General features: G+C 32.3%; 12 protein-coding genes. 9 read left to right on the top strand and 3 right to left on the bottom strand.

The annotated features are described in order from the left end of the window. The first annotated feature begins 31 nt into the window (after positions 1-31). The gene (locus H510_RS19205; protein WP_051291333.1) at positions 32-2,428 is read left to right on the top strand and encodes a TonB-dependent receptor; all 2,397 of its coding nucleotides are present in this window, start codon (positions 32-34) and stop codon (positions 2,426-2,428) included. 120 nt (positions 2,429-2,548) lie between these two features. Here H510_RS19205 and H510_RS0115675 read toward each other — a convergent pair whose 3' ends face one another. Beyond that, the gene (locus tag H510_RS0115675) at positions 2,549-3,433 is read right to left on the bottom strand and encodes an aldo/keto reductase (protein ID WP_026905175.1); all 885 of its coding nucleotides are present in this window, start codon (positions 3,431-3,433) and stop codon (positions 2,549-2,551) included. A 115-nt stretch (positions 3,434-3,548) separates the two neighbouring features. On the opposite strand from H510_RS0115675, the gene H510_RS0115670 reads away from it, so the two are divergent. The 6 genes from H510_RS0115670 to H510_RS0115645 all read left to right on the top strand — a co-directional run bounded on the left by H510_RS0115670 (position 3,549) and on the right by H510_RS0115645 (position 11,246). Next, a complete protein-coding gene (locus tag H510_RS0115670) occupies positions 3,549-4,253 on the top strand; it encodes a TVP38/TMEM64 family protein (protein ID WP_026905174.1) in 705 nt (234 codons plus the stop codon). A gap of 59 nt (positions 4,254-4,312) precedes the next feature. Beyond that, the gene (locus H510_RS0115665) at positions 4,313-5,302 is read left to right on the top strand and encodes an MraY family glycosyltransferase (RefSeq protein ID WP_026905173.1); all 990 of its coding nucleotides are present in this window, start codon (positions 4,313-4,315) and stop codon (positions 5,300-5,302) included. Positions 5,303-5,367: 65 nt separating this feature from the next. After that, positions 5,368-7,308: a polysaccharide biosynthesis protein gene (locus H510_RS0115660; RefSeq protein WP_026905172.1), complete on the top strand. Its 1,941-nt coding sequence runs from the start codon at positions 5,368-5,370 to the stop codon at positions 7,306-7,308. A gap of 169 nt (positions 7,309-7,477) precedes the next feature. After that, positions 7,478-8,917: a gliding motility protein RemB gene (locus H510_RS0115655; RefSeq protein WP_245584848.1), complete on the top strand. Its 1,440-nt coding sequence runs from the start codon at positions 7,478-7,480 to the stop codon at positions 8,915-8,917. Further along, positions 8,904-10,163, top strand: a complete 1,260-nt coding sequence (locus H510_RS0115650) for a glycosyltransferase family protein (RefSeq protein WP_026905170.1) — start codon at positions 8,904-8,906, stop codon at positions 10,161-10,163. Before H510_RS0115655 ends, H510_RS0115650 begins: the two co-directional genes overlap by 14 nt. A 3-nt stretch (positions 10,164-10,166) precedes the next feature. Further along, on the top strand, positions 10,167-11,246 hold the full coding sequence (locus tag H510_RS0115645; RefSeq protein WP_026905169.1) for a glycosyltransferase family 4 protein: 1,080 nt from the start codon (positions 10,167-10,169) through the stop codon (positions 11,244-11,246). On the opposite strand, the gene dxs is transcribed toward H510_RS0115645, so the two are convergent. Beyond that, positions 11,224-13,158 carry a 1-deoxy-D-xylulose-5-phosphate synthase gene (gene dxs, locus H510_RS0115640; RefSeq protein ID WP_026905168.1) on the bottom strand — a complete coding sequence of 645 codons (1,935 nt, stop codon included), beginning with the start codon at positions 13,156-13,158 and terminating at the stop codon, positions 11,224-11,226. The genes H510_RS0115645 and dxs overlap by 23 nt on opposite strands. Before the next feature lie 169 nt (positions 13,159-13,327). Here dxs and H510_RS0115635 point away from each other — a divergent pair, with 169 nt between their 5' ends. Continuing rightward, positions 13,328-14,089 carry a segregation and condensation protein A gene (locus tag H510_RS0115635; RefSeq protein WP_026905167.1) on the top strand — a complete coding sequence of 254 codons (762 nt, stop codon included), beginning with the start codon at positions 13,328-13,330 and terminating at the stop codon, positions 14,087-14,089. On the opposite strand, the gene H510_RS19200 is transcribed toward H510_RS0115635, so the two are convergent. Then, positions 14,046-15,068, bottom strand: coding sequence for a Gfo/Idh/MocA family protein (locus tag H510_RS19200; protein WP_036693225.1), 1,023 nt, complete (start codon positions 15,066-15,068; stop codon positions 14,046-14,048). The two genes, H510_RS0115635 and H510_RS19200, sit on opposite strands and share 44 nt — an antisense overlap. Positions 15,069-15,202: 134 nt before the next feature. On the opposite strand from H510_RS19200, the gene glyA reads away from it, so the two are divergent. Beyond that, complete coding sequence (glyA, locus tag H510_RS0115625; RefSeq protein WP_026905166.1) at positions 15,203-16,477, top strand: serine hydroxymethyltransferase; 1,275 nt, start codon at positions 15,203-15,205, stop codon at positions 16,475-16,477. The last annotated feature ends 33 nt before the right edge of the window (positions 16,478-16,510 follow it).

Raw genomic sequence — 16,510 nt, 5'->3', positions numbered from 1 at the left:
ACGTTTTTTGCTTATCATCTCTTTTAACTGCTTGAGTTTAGAGCTGTTATCACAAAATTTGCCTGTAAATTATACAGGTATTATTAAAGGAAGAGTTTTAGATGTTAAAACCAACCAACCTATACCTTTTGTAGCTCTAAGTTTAACCGACAGTGTTTCTACTCCAAAATCATTACAAAATGATTTAGAGGGTAATTTTATCATCAATAATTTAAAACCCGGTAGCTATACTTTAAAAATATCTTATGTAGGCTATCAAAATAAAGCCATTACCCAAATAGCTATTAACGATACACGTTTTGAGATTGATTTAGGAGATATTTTGCTTAATGCAGATGATAAACTGTTAAATGAAGTGGTTGTAACTTACCAAAAACCTGTTGTAGAAATGCAGGATGATAAATTGGTTTATAATATATCTGAAACTATTGCTGCCGAAGGAAGTGTTGCCGCCGATGTCTTAAGAAATGTACCAATGGTTAGTGTAGATATAGATGGTAAAGCAACCATCGCAGGCAGACGAAATACAAGAATTTTTATTGATGGTAAACCTTCAGATTATTCTGCTAATAGCATTGGCGAATTATTGAGTATACTTCCTTCTGATGCACTAGAAAGTATTGAGGTTATAACAGACCCATCTTCTAAATTTGATGCAGATGGAGATGGTATCATCAATATTGTGATGAAAAAAGGAAGAAAAGTAGGTTTATCAGGAACATTATCTTCTAGGGTAGGAACTCTGGGTAACTATAATACAGGTGCTTTTTTATCATCAAAGGGCAAAAAGTTCTCCTTTAACGCTAATGCTGGCTACTCTCATGCTTTAAGGCTTTCAGATGCCAATTCTAACAGAACCAATAATGTATTTGATAATACAGGCGCTATTGATACAACTTTTTTTAACGACCAAACTAACAATGCAGAGCGCACTACTGATGGTGTAGATAGTAGGGTAGCCATAACTTATCAACCAGACTCTGTACAAGTATTAAAGGCAACCATAAGAGGAAGTTATAATAATGGCTTTAGTGAAAATTTTTCTGATAATTTATCCCTTACTGAAGAAAGAGTTGGAAGAAACTTATTGAGACAAAATAACGCCACAGGCAATAATAGCTATGATTTTGTGATGGATGCCGATTATACCTTGAAAGGGAAAAATAAACAAAATTATACTTTGGGAATAAATTATAATAGAAATAACTATGAAGATTTAAGAGACTTCTCTAGATTTTCTTACAACCCAGATGGCACTTTAAGAAACCCAGAACCAACCCTACAACAAAATAGTAATAGCAATATAGGTTCTAATTTAGAGCTTAATTTTGATTATGATAAAACCTTTACATTTTTAAATACACGCTTAGAAACAGGCTTTAAGATAAACCTAAACAATGCAGACGAAAATCAGCTTGCTCAACGCTTTGATTATGATGTTGATGATTATGTGGTAAATGATGCCTTAACAAATACCTTTTTGTTTAAGCAGAATGTTTATGCTAGCTATGTAACAGCAAGATTTAGGATAAAAAAGTGGAGTATTAGAGCGGGAACAAGAGCTGAGCTTACTGACATTAGTTTTATCCAAGAAAACATGCCTAATGCAGATTTTAAACCTTATATGAGTTTTTTTCCGAGTTTAGCCGTTACCCGCAGTTTTTCTAAAACCATGCGTGGTAGTTTAAATTATAGCAGAAGAATTACCAGGCCTAGAGCCTTTGCGCTAAATCCATTGATTGATAATTCTGACTCTTTAAATATTCGTTTTGGTAATATTAATTTACGACCATCTTTTACAGACCAGTATGAGGCAAACATTACATTTTTTGGTAAAGGGTGGTCGGTTTCGCCACGTATTAGTTATGCGGTTTCCAGCAAAATTATTGAACGTATAAGAACACCTATAGCAGGTACAAACGGTACAGAAACTACTTATTTAAACTTAGGTAATAGTAGTGCTATCAATTTTAACACTTTTGCAAATTACCAAATAGATAAAACCAAAAGCATGAATGCAGGTTTTACCGTAAGTAGGGTAAGTTATGAGTCTGCTGCAAATTCGCGTTTAAACCGTACAGGCATAGGGGTAAGAGCTAATGCGGGGATGAGCTATAGCTTTGATAAAGCTACTGCAATGGAGGCTAATCTAAATTACATTAGAAACGTTTCTGCACAAGGTATTGTAAATGGCTATCTAGAAAGTCAGTTTGGTTTTAAACGTAACTTTTTAAAGAATAGAATGAGTGCTCGTGTAACTATGGTAGACCCTTTTAGCGAACGAAATTTCAGTTCTATCACACAAGGTGAAACCTTTTTTCAGCAAAGTTTCTCGCTTCAAAGAACCCGTAATTTTATGGCAGCTTTAAGCTATCGTTTTACAAAAATAAACAATGGCAATGCCAATATGCCTAAAAATAAAAATTAGTCGGTTGAGAAATTATTGGGGCTAGGATATTCTCTAAAATCTTAATTTTTTCGATTTTATTAAAATAAGAATTATAATATAAGCTTCTCTAATTTAAATTAAAGAAGCTTATATGATGTACTATTTTGATGCTGCATACAGCTCATGCCAATCTTGGTTATCTAAATCTATACTAAAGGCATTTACAATATTTCTTATTCTTTGTTCATTTCGCGTCCCTATTAAAGGCAAGGCACCCAGTTTTATTAACCATGCTACCGCCATAGATTCTATATCAACATGGTACTTATTAGAAATTTCTTGCAGTTTCTCTCTTACATTTACGGCTAGAATATCAGTTCCGGTTGCTATTCTGCCATCAGCCAAAGGTGCTGATGCTAAAGGACGCATGTACCTTTGTTTAATGTAATCTATTTGTCCGCTGTCTAAAGCTGTAGTATTTAATAAATTTAGTTCTATATGGTTGGTAACGATGGGTGTATTTAAATAAGAAGCTAATAGCTGGTGTTGAAATACAGAAAAATTAGTAATACCAATATTTTTAACCTTGCCAGAGAGCTTCAATTTTAATAAAGTGCTAGCTGTTTCTTCTAAATTGCTAATAGGGTCTAAGTGGTCTAAAAGAAAAATATCAATATAATCGGTATTTAATTTCTTTAGAGATTGATCAACAGATTGTATAATATGCTTACCAGAAGTATCAAAATGCTTAATTCTTATATTGGGTTGGCTTGCATGAGGTAATCTAATGCCACACTTGGTAAATAACACTATATCTTCTCTTTTAAAAGATTTTTTACGCATCACTTCACCAAATAATGCTTCGCATTGGTAATTTCCATAAACATCTGCATGGTCAAAAGAGTTAATTCCGAGCTCTAAACACAGGTTTACTATTCTTTCCATATTGGCAGTAGTATTTTCTGCCTCGTTATTCCATCTGTAGAAACCATAGATAGCAGGTGAAACTTTTGGTCCTGCATCACTTAAATATACTTTTTCCATGTTTAAGAATTAAAATACAATTATCGCATTTAAAAACCTGAAATGAAATAAATCTGGCTTTATTTTAGTAGAGTAAGATAAAGAAAACATCCATTGCTTTTAACTTTTAAATAAGATGAAAGAAAAAGAACAAAAAACGTCTTTTATTCCGCTTATAATTTCTGGTGTTGTAATAGCTGTAATTCTTTTGTGTTATTTCCTTATTCCAGAAGTTAGAAATTTCATGAAAGAAGCATATACGATACTTACCAGTGATGATACTGCTCGTATAAGAAATTGGGTATCAACCTTTGGTTTATGGGGCCCTATAGTTTTAATTTTAGCTATGGTTATACAGCTGTTTTTAATGGTTATACCAAGTGTAATTATTATGGTTATAGCTGTTTTAGCTTATGGACCTTGGTTAGGGTCTTTAATTACACTAGCTGGAATCATTAGTGCGGCATCTATCGGTTATATCGTTGGAGATTATTTAGGTGATGTTGGCGTAGAAAAACTAATAGGAGAAAAAGCACTTCAGAAAATTGAAACCTTTTTTAAGACTTATGGCTTATGGACAATAATTGTGTTTAGAGCTTCACCTTTTTTATCGAATGATGCTATCAGTTTTGTAGGTGGTTTTGTAGAAATGACATATAAGCGTTTTATAATAGCAACCATTTTAGGTAGCGCACCTTTACTAATTCTTGTAGCTGTTTTTGGTCAATCTATAGATCAACTAAAACCAGGATTAATCATTGCCTCTATTATCAGTGTAATAGGATTAATAATTTATATTTACATGGATAAGAAGAAAATAAAAAAGAAAAATAGTATATAAATTTAGATTTATGTACAAATTTAAAGCTACTAAATGTTAATATTAGCATCTTTGCAAATATGTTAACTTTTTCCATATTCATCATCTCCCTGTTTTTTATAGAGTTGCTTTATTTTAAAATTGCAAATCATTATAATATTATAGATAAACCAAATCAACGAAGCTCTCATCAGTATATCACGCTAAGAGGCGGAGGAATTATTTTTCCTGTAGCTATTATAACTGCTGTTTTTATATATCAGCCCTCTTACTGGTATTTAGCGTTAGCAGTATTTGCTATTGCTTTAATTAGTTTTTTAGATGATGTTATAACCTTAAACAATAAAGTAAGATTAGGGGTACATTTTTTATCTGTATTACTGGTTATTTATCAAGCTAATTTAAATCAGCCAATTAATTATGCTCATATCAGTTACCCTTCCTATCTTATTTTTGCCATCATAGCATTTATTATGGTTATTGGTACTATTAATGCGTATAACTTTATGGATGGTATAAATGGTATAACCGTTTTATATTCTATAGTACTCATAGCTAGTTTTTATTTGATACAGGAGTTAAAGATTGTTACTATTATCCATCCAAAAATTCTAACAACAACTTTGGCTGCATTAATAGTATTTGGTTATTTTAATTTGAGAAAAAGAGCAAAGGCTTTTGCTGGTGATGTAGGAAGTATAAGCATTGCTTTATTTATTTGTTTCTTTATTGTTCAATTGATCATGACTACAGGTAATTTCCAATGGATTTTACTTCTAGGTATTTACGGGTTAGATGCTGTTGCTACTATTTTTTGTCGACTTATAAGAAAAGAAAATATTTTCGAAGCGCATCGTTCTCATTTTTATCAATATTTAGCTAATGAGAAAAAAATAAATCATGTAGTAGTTGCTGGCATATATGGTATTTTACAAATGATGTTAAATTTAGTAATTATTTATACTAGCTTAAGTACGGTGCTGTTTACATTTTTTGCAATTGTATTGATGTACATCATACTAAGATTGAGTTTTGAAGGTAGAAATCGCCTTTTTATAAATTATCAGTGAGAAAATTTATTTTATCACTAAAGAAAAACAAATAGTATATTTGACTTTTTAAATAGAAATTAAATATGTTTAAAAAAATAAATATTGTACCACGTTGGTTGATATTTTGTATTGACCTTTTTTTCTGTGGTTTTGCCCTAATTTTAGCCTATCTATTAAAATTTAATTTTGAAGCTTCACAAATTGACCTTTCTGAGTTAAGTAGAAATATTCTAATATTTTTAGGAATTAATTGTGTCGTATTTTTTAATGTTAAAACTTATGCTGGTATAGTTAGATATACCAGTGCTCAAGATTCGTTCAGAATTTTATTTAGTATTGCAACCAGTAACTCATTTTTTATCATCTGTAACCTTTTTCTGCAATCTTTTGATAAACCAGCCATTATATCAAATGTAATTATAGTTATTACAGGGTTATGTAGCTTCGTATTATTGATTACTTATAGGGTATTGGTAAAATACTTTTTCTTGTATATCAAGAATATGCGATTGGATAAAAGAAGAGTCATTATTTATGGCGCCGGCGAAACAGGTGTTGCTACTAAAAGAACCTTAGACACAGACCCAGCAGTAAATATGAGTGTTATTGCTTTTGTTGATGATGACCCTAGAAAAAGAGGTAAAGTGGTTGATAATGTTAAAATCTATCATGCAGATGAACTAGAGCGTATTATTGAAGCAGAAAAGATTGATGATTTAATACTTTCTACCCATAGAATTACATCCGATAAAAAGAATAAAATTGTTGACTTATGTCTAGATCATAATGTAAAAGTATTAAATGTACCTCCTACTAGAGAATGGGTTAAAGGCACAATTAAGGTAAATCAAATAAAAAATGTGAAGATTGAGGATTTGTTAGAAAGAGCACCTATTGTTATTGAAGAAGATATCCTAAACTCACAACTTCAAGGTAAAAGAATATTAGTAACAGGGGCAGCAGGTTCTATAGGTAGTGAGATTGTAAGACAATTAGCAAAATTTAAACCCCAGCTTATTATTTTAAATGATATTGCCGAAACAGCTTTGCATGATTTGCAATTAGAATTACAAGATAATAATATGTGCAATAATTTTATTGCTTATATAGGAGATGTAAGAAACAAGCAACGCATGGAAAATTTATTTGAGACTTTTAAGCCTCATTACGTATACCATGCGGCAGCTTATAAACACGTACCTATGATGGAGGATAATCCAGCAGAAGCCATTTGTACCAATGTTGGCGGAACAAAAAATCTTGCTGATTTAGCCGTAAAATATGACGTTATAAAGTTTGTAATGGTTTCTACTGATAAGGCTGTAAACCCAACCAACGTTATGGGAGCCTCTAAACGTATAGCAGAAATATATGTGCAGTCTTTTTATACAGCCTTAAATTATGGGGCAACTGTTTTTGAGAACGGGCACAGCTATTTAAATAATAAGAAATCTCAAACAAAGTTTATAACTACCAGGTTTGGAAATGTGCTAGGCTCAAACGGATCGGTAATTCCTAGGTTTAGAGCACAAATACAAAAAGGAGGTCCGGTTACCGTAACACATCCTGATATTACTCGTTATTTCATGACCATACCAGAAGCCTGTCGTTTAGTTCTAGAAGCAGGATCTATGGGAAACGGAGGCGAGATTTATATTTTTGATATGGGTAAATCTGTAAAAATTGTAGAACTCGCAAAAAAGATGATAAAACTATCCGGTTTAGTTCCAAATCAAGATATTCATATAGAATTTACAGGTTTAAGGCCTGGAGAAAAACTTTATGAAGAACTTTTAAATGATTTAGAAAACACTATTCCAACGCATCACGAGAAGATTATGATAGCAAAGGTTATTCCACGTGAGTTTGAAAAAGTAAGTAATGATATTCATGAACTTATTGAAATAGCTTGCAACTATCAAGACAAAGAAGTGGTAAGAAAAATGAAAATGATTGTTCCTGAGTTTAAAAGCAATAATTCTATATTTGAGGAACTTGATCAAAAGTCCGCTATTCATGTATAAAGCTTTAAAATTTATTGTTTTATTTGTATTAGGATGTCTCCTTACATATAATACAAAAGCTCAAACTCCAAATCGTTATCAGCCTTTTTCTCATCATTTTTATCAAAAATTTGATGATAAAATCTATGATCAAAAATCGAGATTTCACAGCTCAATTAAACCATATTTTATGGATGATTCTATACTTAAAGCCAGTGTAGATTCATTCTTCAATATGAATGTTGATACCAATAAAAGAAATTGGGTTCATAGAAAGTTATTCCAAGAGCATAATATACAGGTGAAAAATCAAGAGTTTACCGTTTTTGCAGATTTTCTACCTGATCTCAACTTAGGTTATGATGAAGTAAGGGGTCAAAGAACTTGGTTAAATACTAGGGGCTATGAATTAGGGGGGACTATAGGAGATAAGTTTTTCTTTTATACAAGTGGATTTGAGAATCAAGCCCAATTCCCTAATTATATTACAGAATTTGTAAATGAAAACGGAATTATTCCAGGAGAGGTAAATGATAAATTCGGACCTAGCAAATCTATAAAAGATTGGGCTTATGCTACAGCTATTCTTTCTTACACCCCAATTAAGTATTTGAATGTTACTTTAGGGCAAGATAAAAACTTTATTGGTGATGGTTATCGTTCCATGTTATTATCTGATGTAGCAGCTAACTACCCCTTTTTGAAGTTAACAGCAAATCTAGGTAATGTAAAATACATGGCCTTATGGGCTCAATTTCAGGATTTAAGATCACCGCAATTTTCTTATGATAATGGATTTAGGAAGAAATGGGGCGTATTTCATTATTTAGATTGGAATGTTACAGACAGGTTAAGCGTAGGTATATTTGATGCGATTATTTGGCAAGATGCAGATAGTACAGGTAAAAGAGGGTTTGATTTTAGTTATGTTAATCCGCTAATCTTTTTACGTCCTGTTGAAGGGCAAAATGGTTCTCCCGATAATGCCTTAGTAGGCTTAAATCTTAAATATGAATTACTGAAGAATTTAACCGTTTATGGGCAGTTTTTAGCTGATGAGTTCACTGCAAAAGAAGTTTTTGCGGGTAATGGTTATTGGGCTAACAAATTTGCATATCAAATTGGTATTAGAGGCTTTGATATGTTTCGAGTTAAGAGGTTAAATTATTTATTTGAATTTAATACAGCCAGACCTTTCACTTATACGCAAAGAAGTTCTCTTTTAAATTTTGGTCATTATAATCAACCTTTAGCTCATTTGTATGGTGCTAATTTCCGAGAAGCTGTAGGGATTTTAAATTACAGCTTAGGTAAGTTTGATTTTTCTAGTAAAGTAAATCTAGCCCAATATGGATTAGATCCTACAGCTAATGATAATTTTGGTAAGGATATTTACAAACCTTATGGTACAAGAAACTCAGATTATAATAATGTAACCACTCAAGGACTTAAAACTTCTTTATTAGTAGCAACAGGAAAGGTATCTTATTTAATAAACCCGAAATATAATTTGCGATTAGAGCTAGGAGGGCTAATAAGATCTGAATCAAACACAATGGGAGAACATAATACTAACCTAGTTTCTTTTGGATTAAGAAGTTCATTTAGGAATTTTTATGATGATTTCTAGTTCTTTACCTAAGCAAATTATCTTAATATTACCTCATCTGAAGGATAATACTACATCAACTGAAAGGTTCATAAGTATTATTAAGGAATTGCACCGAATTAATGTCCGTTTTAAAATCATCGAGTTTATATATCCATTTAAGAAGTCAGTAGGTTTAGGCCATCAAAAAACAAACGATGAGTTACCAAAGTATATTGTTGATAATATTATTAATATAAATGCACAACTCAATTTTTTGAATAGATTAGCATTTAAGTGTTTAGATGCCTATGAGTATCCCGTTTGGAAATTTCTGAATTGGGTTCATCAAGTCGTATTTAGAAATGATGTTTTCTTTCCAGGGATGGTTGATCCCAAACTATTAAAAGTTCTAGAAGGATTTGATAATACTGTTGTTGTATTTGGTGGTCCCTTTAGTATTTTTAGTTATGCTAAAAGCCTTTCTGAAAAGGTAATATCTAAACTTATCTTAGATTACAGAGATCCTTGGACATTTGGTTATACCCCTGTTGCAGGGAATAAAATTATTTATAGGATAAATTGTATACTTAATAGACGTAGAGAGTACAAAATATTATTAAAAGCAAGTAAGGTAATTACAGTTTCCCATAGTTTGAAGAAACTATTACCCTTGTCTATACAAAGTAAGACTGTTGTTTTCGAAAATGGATGTAATTTTAGTGCCTCAGATATAAATCTAGAATTATCTGATACATTCGATATTCTGTATGCTGGTACATTATACAAGTGTCAACTTAAAGATGGTACCTTTTTTGAAGCACTAATGCTATTTTTAGAAGGTAAGGATAGAAGGAAAATACGATTAATATTCGCTGGAGCTGGAAGTCAAGCATTCTTAATTGAAAATTTAGCAAACTATAATTTGCTAGATATAGCACTTTTAACTGTTAGATTATCGCGAGATGAAATGATTAAATTATTTAATAAATCTTCATTATTCTTGCATTTAAAATATGGGGAAAGACGATTCATAATAACTTCAAAACAATCAGATTATTTGTTTTTTAATAAGCCAATCTTATTACCTGTTAGTGATAAGGGAGATTTAGAGAATAGCATTAGTTATAATAAAGCTGGATTCGTATGTAACTCTGTCAAGGAAAATGTAGAAATTTTAAATTTATTATGGTATAAATTCCTGAACAAACAAAGCTATTTTATTGATAATCAAGTTTTTTCCAGAGAGTATATAGCAGGTAAATACGTGTCATTCATTACAAGTTAATTGATGAAAATATTTTTAGATGATTTGATTTTTAATCTTCAGGTTCAGGGTGGAATATCGGTATATTGGCGAGCATTTATTAAGCAGGTATCACGATATAATAATGTAGATGTAACAATCATTAAAAATAAATCAGAAAAGGTAGCTTCGCTAATAACTTATCCAAAATATATAGCTGACAGATTTAGGAGTATATTTTTATCACGAATACTTCCTTTATGTATAAAATTGCCTAAAAGAAGTATTTTTCATTCAAGTTATCTTAGGACCTCATTACAAAGAAAAAGTGTTGCTAATATTGTGACTATTCATGACTTAGCTGCGGAGGAAAGGGTCTTATCTGGTAAAAGAAGAATATTTAAACTGATTTTACAAAAGTTTGCAATTAATAATGCAGATGGTTTAATATGTGTCTCCTATGCAACAAAGAAAAGTATTCTTAAACATTATCCAAGTTTTAATAAAGATAATATTGAGGTCATATATCATGGTTGCTCAAGTAGTTATTATAATACCATTGAATCAAGTAAGGAAAAAGTTATATTATATGTAGGGAGTAGAGGATTGTATAAAAACTTTGAAATTTGTTTAGAAGTGTTAAGTAAATTACAAGATTATAGATTGATTATAGTTGGTGGGGAGATTTTAATGGCAACTGAAAAGTTGAAACTTGATTTAGCATTAGCAAACCGATATGAGTACCATTACAATATATCAGAACAAAAGCTAAATGAATTTTATAACAAAAGTCATTGTCTTTTATATCCAAGTTTATTTGAAGGATTTGGAATGCCTATAGTTGAAGCGATGAAAGCAGGATGTCCAGTAGTAGCATCCGATATTGATGCGATTAAGGAAATTACTCAAGGAGCTTGTATTCTTATAAAAGATTTAAAGAATCATATGGAATATATAAAGGGTATCAAGCAGCTTGAGGACATTGAACTCAGAAATAGCTATATAAATCAAGGTTTGCTAAGAGCACAAGCTTTTACTTGGGAAACTAATTATGAGTCTACAATTAAGTTTTATAAAAAAATCTATATTCATAAATTTGGTTTTACCCCACCAACCGCTCAGTAGGTTTTGCTTTTACCAGCTCTTTTACAGTTTTTAAAATCGCAAAAGCATCATAACCACACTCGTTCCATAGTTCTGCTTGTTCGCCATGTTCAATAACAGCATCGGGTATGCCTAGGCGTTTTACAACAGCTTGGTATTGATGGTCTGCCATAAACTCTAAAACGGCACTACCCATTCCGCCTTGTATACAACCATCTTCAACGGTAATTACATTTTTAAAGTTCTTGAACACTTCGTGTAATAACTCTTCATCAATAGGTTTGGCAAAACGCATATCATAATGAGCGGGATAATAACCCTCAGCATTTAATTCTAAACAAGCTTTAACGGCCTCATTACCAATATGACCAATAGTTAAAATAGCAACATCTTCACCATCGGTAATTTTTCTTCCTTTTCCAACTTCAACCTCTTTTAATGGTCTTTTCCATTCTGGCATAACACCATTGCCACGAGGGTAGCGAATTGAAAATGGTCCACCATGATTTTTAAGTTGGGCTGTATACATCAAGTTTCTAAGCTCTTCCTCATTCATAGGAGCAGAAACAATCATATTAGGGATACACCTAAAATAGGCAATATCATAAGCACCATGATGTGTTGGTCCATCAGCGCCAGCTATACCAGCTCTGTCTAAACAAAAAACAACAGGAAGCTTTTGCAAAGCAACATCATGTACCACTTGGTCATAAGCCCTTTGCATAAAACTTGAGTAAATATTACAGAAAGGAATTAATCCTTGCGTTGCTAAACCAGCAGAAAAAGTTACCGCATGCTGCTCGGCAATACCCACATCAAAAGCTCTGTGAGGCATGGCTTTCATCATGATATTTAAGGAGCAACCAGATGGCATGGCAGGAGTAATCCCCATTACCTTATCATTCATTTCTGCTAACTCTACCATGGTATGTCCAAAAACATCCTGATATTTTGGTCCTTGCGGTTTTACAGAAGGAGCAGTTTTTTTGATTTCTCCAGTAATTTTGTTAAATAAACCTGGCGAGTGCCATTTAGTTTGATCTTTTTCTGCTAAAGCATAGCCTTTACCTTTTACGGTTACGCAGTGTAATAATTTTGGACCTGGTATATCTCTTAAATCTTTTAAAACTTTAACTAAATGATTTACATCATGCCCATCAATAGGGCCAAAGTATCTAAAATTTAAAGCTTCAAATAAATTACTTTTCTTTAGTAAAGTACCCTTAATACTTTTTTCAATCTTTTTTACAATTTCATGCGCATTAGGACCAATTTCTGATATTTTGCTTAATACAGCAGAAACATCATCCCTAAACTTGTTATAAGTTTTGCTCGTGGTAATATCTGTCAGATAATCTTTTAAAGCACCAACATTAGGGTCAATAGACATGCAGTTATCATTTAAAATAACTAGGACGTTGGAATTTTCAATGCCTGCATGGTTTAAAGCTTCAAACGCCATACCGGCTGTCATAGAACCATCACCTATCACAGCTACATGTTGACGGTCTTTTTCTCCTTTATAATGAGAAGCAACCGCCATACCTAGCGCTGCCGATATAGAAGTAGACGAATGGCCCACACCAAAAGTATCGTACTCGCTTTCTGATCTTTTTGGGAAACCACTAATACCTTTATATATTCTATTGGTATGGAATACTTCTCTTCTTCCAGTCAATATTTTATGCCCATAAGCCTGATGACCTACATCCCATACCAATTGATCATAAGGGGTATTCATCACATAATGCAAAGCAACGGTTAATTCCACAACTCCTAAACTAGAGGCAAAATGACCTCCATTAACAGAAACTATATCAATAATGTATTGACGTAGTTCTTTGCAAATCTCTGTTAAATCTTCTTCTTTAAATTTCTTTAAATTAGAGGGTATATTTATTTGTGATAATAGGTGGCCCGCCTGTACTTCCATTTTTAAGTTTAGGAGTAATTAATGTACAAATTTAAAAGAATAATTCTATTAAATATCATGACAATTTACAAGATTGATTTGTTTTAATAAAGAGATATTTTTTAATAAAAACAGTAGCTCTATCCTGCTATTGCAAATTGTTGGTGGTTAGTTATATTTGGGCTATAAAATGAATCCACAAGAAAGCTTTGCCATAAAACTACCCATGTTTGAAGGTCCGTTTGATCTTTTGCTATTTTTTATTGAGCGTGATGAGCTTGACATACACAATATTCCTATAGCAAAAATTACGGATGATTTCTTGAACTACATCCATCAAATGAATGCTTTAAATATGGAGTTGGCTAGTGAGTTTATCTATGTAGCAGCTACTTTAATGCGTATTAAAGCTAAAATGTTACTACCAAGAATAGAACTTGATGAAGAAGGCAATGAGATTGATTTAAAGCAGGATTTAATTCAGAAACTATTAGAATACAAGCGTTTTAAAGCTGTTACAGAAGAGTTTAAGCTTTTAGAAGAAGAACGATTTTTTAAAGAGAAGAGAGGTAATATTACTGAGGATTTAAAAAGATTTACGGAAGGTACTCAATCTACAGAAGAAGAATTGGCCTCATTTGATTTGTATAAGCTTTTAAAAGTTTATCATAAACTGATGAAGGCATATCAAATAAAGTCTGAAGAAGTAAAGCATACCGTTATACAATATCCTTATACCATAGAAGAACAAAAAATTGTTATAGGAGAACTTCTTAGAATTAATAGCCGATTAGATTTTAAAAATCTCGTTCAACAATCAAAGGATAAGGTGCAATTTGTTTACAATTTCCTTGCTGTTTTAGAAATGTTACAACAACAACTTATTCAGATCCAAGTTGGCTTAGGCTTTAATAATTTTTGGATTGTAAACAAAGAAGAGCCTGTTCTATAAAATGAATAACATGTAACTCATCAACTAATCTAATCTCAGGCTCTCTATCTTCTTTTAAACATGAAACTACTCTTTTAATAAAAACATCGTGTTTATCTGCCGAACCTTGATAATAATTATATTGGTTTGCATGCGTAATTTTATCAAAAACAGGAATGTCAAATTGATCTTGTAATTGTACAAAATCAAGTTTTTCCATGTATTGGCCGCCCACTTTTACATTTCCTTTGGTACCTATAATGGTAATGCTACTTTCTATATTGCCATTCCACGCAGAGTTAGTATAATTAAAATTACCTTTTCCGCCCTTAAGTAAATCAAAACTGATAGAGCCACTATCATCAAACTCGGTCTCAATATTTGTTCTTAGGTTATAAGATTGGCTTTTAATGTCTTTAGGCTCGCCACAAAGCCAAATCATTAAATCAATAAAATGACTAAATTGAGTATATAAAGGGCCGCCTCCTAGCTTTTTTGTTGCTCGCCATGGCGAGTCGTTATAATATTGTTGGCACCTATTCCAAAAGCAATTGATTTGCAGGTAAAGAATGTCGCCTAACATATAATTGTCAATCAGCTTTTTAAGCCATATAGAAACCGGGCTATATCTATTTTGCATAACTGCAAATACTTTTTTGCCTGATTTTTCTTCTGCCTGCATCATTTTTCTAACATCTTCTGCGGTTAATGCTACAGGTTTTTCGCAAATCACATGATAGCCTGCTTCTAAACATTGTATAGTTTGGTTTGCATGTAAACCATTGGGAGTACAAATACAAACAACATCCGCAGGAATTTTTGCGTCGAAAAAATCTTGAAGAGAGGTGAAAAATGGAATCAATGATTTTAACCTTTTTCTTCTGGCAAAATCAGGGTCTACAGCAGCAACCAAATCTACATCATCAAGAGCATGTATAATTCTTGAATATTTAGCCCCAATATTACCAACTCCAACAATTACAAAGCTTAATTTATTCATGTACAGTTTTTATCAAATAAATCGTATAAAATATATAATTTAGGCTTTTAATAGAGCAGATTATTTTTTTGGGTTAAATGGCTACATTTTCCAAATATTTTGCCCTAATATTAGCTAATAATATTTATAATTTCATGAAAAAAGACAAAATTATTTTTGATTTAATTAACGAAGAGCAGCAAAGGCAAGAGCAAGGTTTAGAATTAATTGCTTCTGAAAACTTTGTAAGTGAGCAAGTTATGCTGGCAGCAGGTTCTGTTTTAACAAACAAGTATGCCGAAGGTTTGCCAGGGAAAAGATATTACGGTGGCTGCGAAGTTGTTGATGAAATTGAAAATATTGCTATTGATAGAGCTAAGCAGTTATTTAATGCAGCATGGGCAAATGTTCAGCCCCACTCTGGTGCACAAGCAAATGCTGCGGTTTTTTTAGCAGTTTTAAATCCGGGTGATAAAATTTTAGGCTTTGATTTAGCTCATGGCGGACATTTAACTCATGGATCTCCGGTAAATTTTTCCGGTAAAATATATCAGCCATTTTTTTATGGTGTAGAAGAAGAAACTGGTCTTATCAATTACAAGCAACTAGAAGAAGTAGCCTTAAGAGAAAAACCAAAATTGATTATTTGTGGTGCTTCTGCTTATTCTAGAGACTGGGATTACGAATTTATCAGAGCTGTAGCAGATAAAATTGGTGCTTTAGTACTAGCAGATATTTCTCACCCATCAGGTTTAATAGCCAGAGGTTTATTAAAAGATCCACTTCCGCATTGCCATATTGTTACCACTACTACCCATAAAACTTTAAGAGGTCCTAGAGGTGGTTTAATCATGATGGGTAAAGATTTTGAAAATCCATTTGGAATTAAAACTCCTAAAGGTGAGACCAGAATGATGTCTTCTTTATTAGATGGAGCGGTTTTTCCGGGCACACAAGGTGGACCTTTAGAGCATATTATTGCTGCAAAAGCCATTGCTTTTGGCGAAGCTTTAAGTGATGAGTACATGGATTATGCACTACAAGTAAAGAAAAATGCGCAAGCTATGGCTAAAGCTTTTGTAAGTCGTGATTATAAAATTATTTCTGGCGGTACCGATAACCATTTAATGCTTATCGATTTAAGTAATAAAAACATCACAGGTAAAGTAGCAGAAGAAGCTTTAGGAGCGGCCGATATCACTGTAAATAAAAATATGGTTCCTTTTGATAAGCGTTCTCCCTTTGTAACATCAGGTATTAGAGTGGGTACTGCCGCTATTACAACCAGAGGTTTAAAAGAAGAGCAAATGGAAACTATTGTTGGTTTTATCGATGAAGTGATTAAGAATCATGAAGATGAAACTGTTTTAGCAAATATTGCCGATCAGGTTAATGAATTAATGGAAAAGTTTCCTTTATACAAAGGTTAAGATATAGCGCCCTTTCTTTCTTATCAAAGAAAG

Origin of the sequence: Pedobacter glucosidilyticus DSM 23534 (assembly GCF_000425145.1) — a bacterium.
Classification (GTDB): domain Bacteria; phylum Bacteroidota; class Bacteroidia; order Sphingobacteriales; family Sphingobacteriaceae; genus Pseudopedobacter; species Pseudopedobacter glucosidilyticus.
The sequence above is the reverse complement of the archived record's forward strand: the minus strand, read 5'-3'. Positions and strand labels throughout refer to the sequence as shown.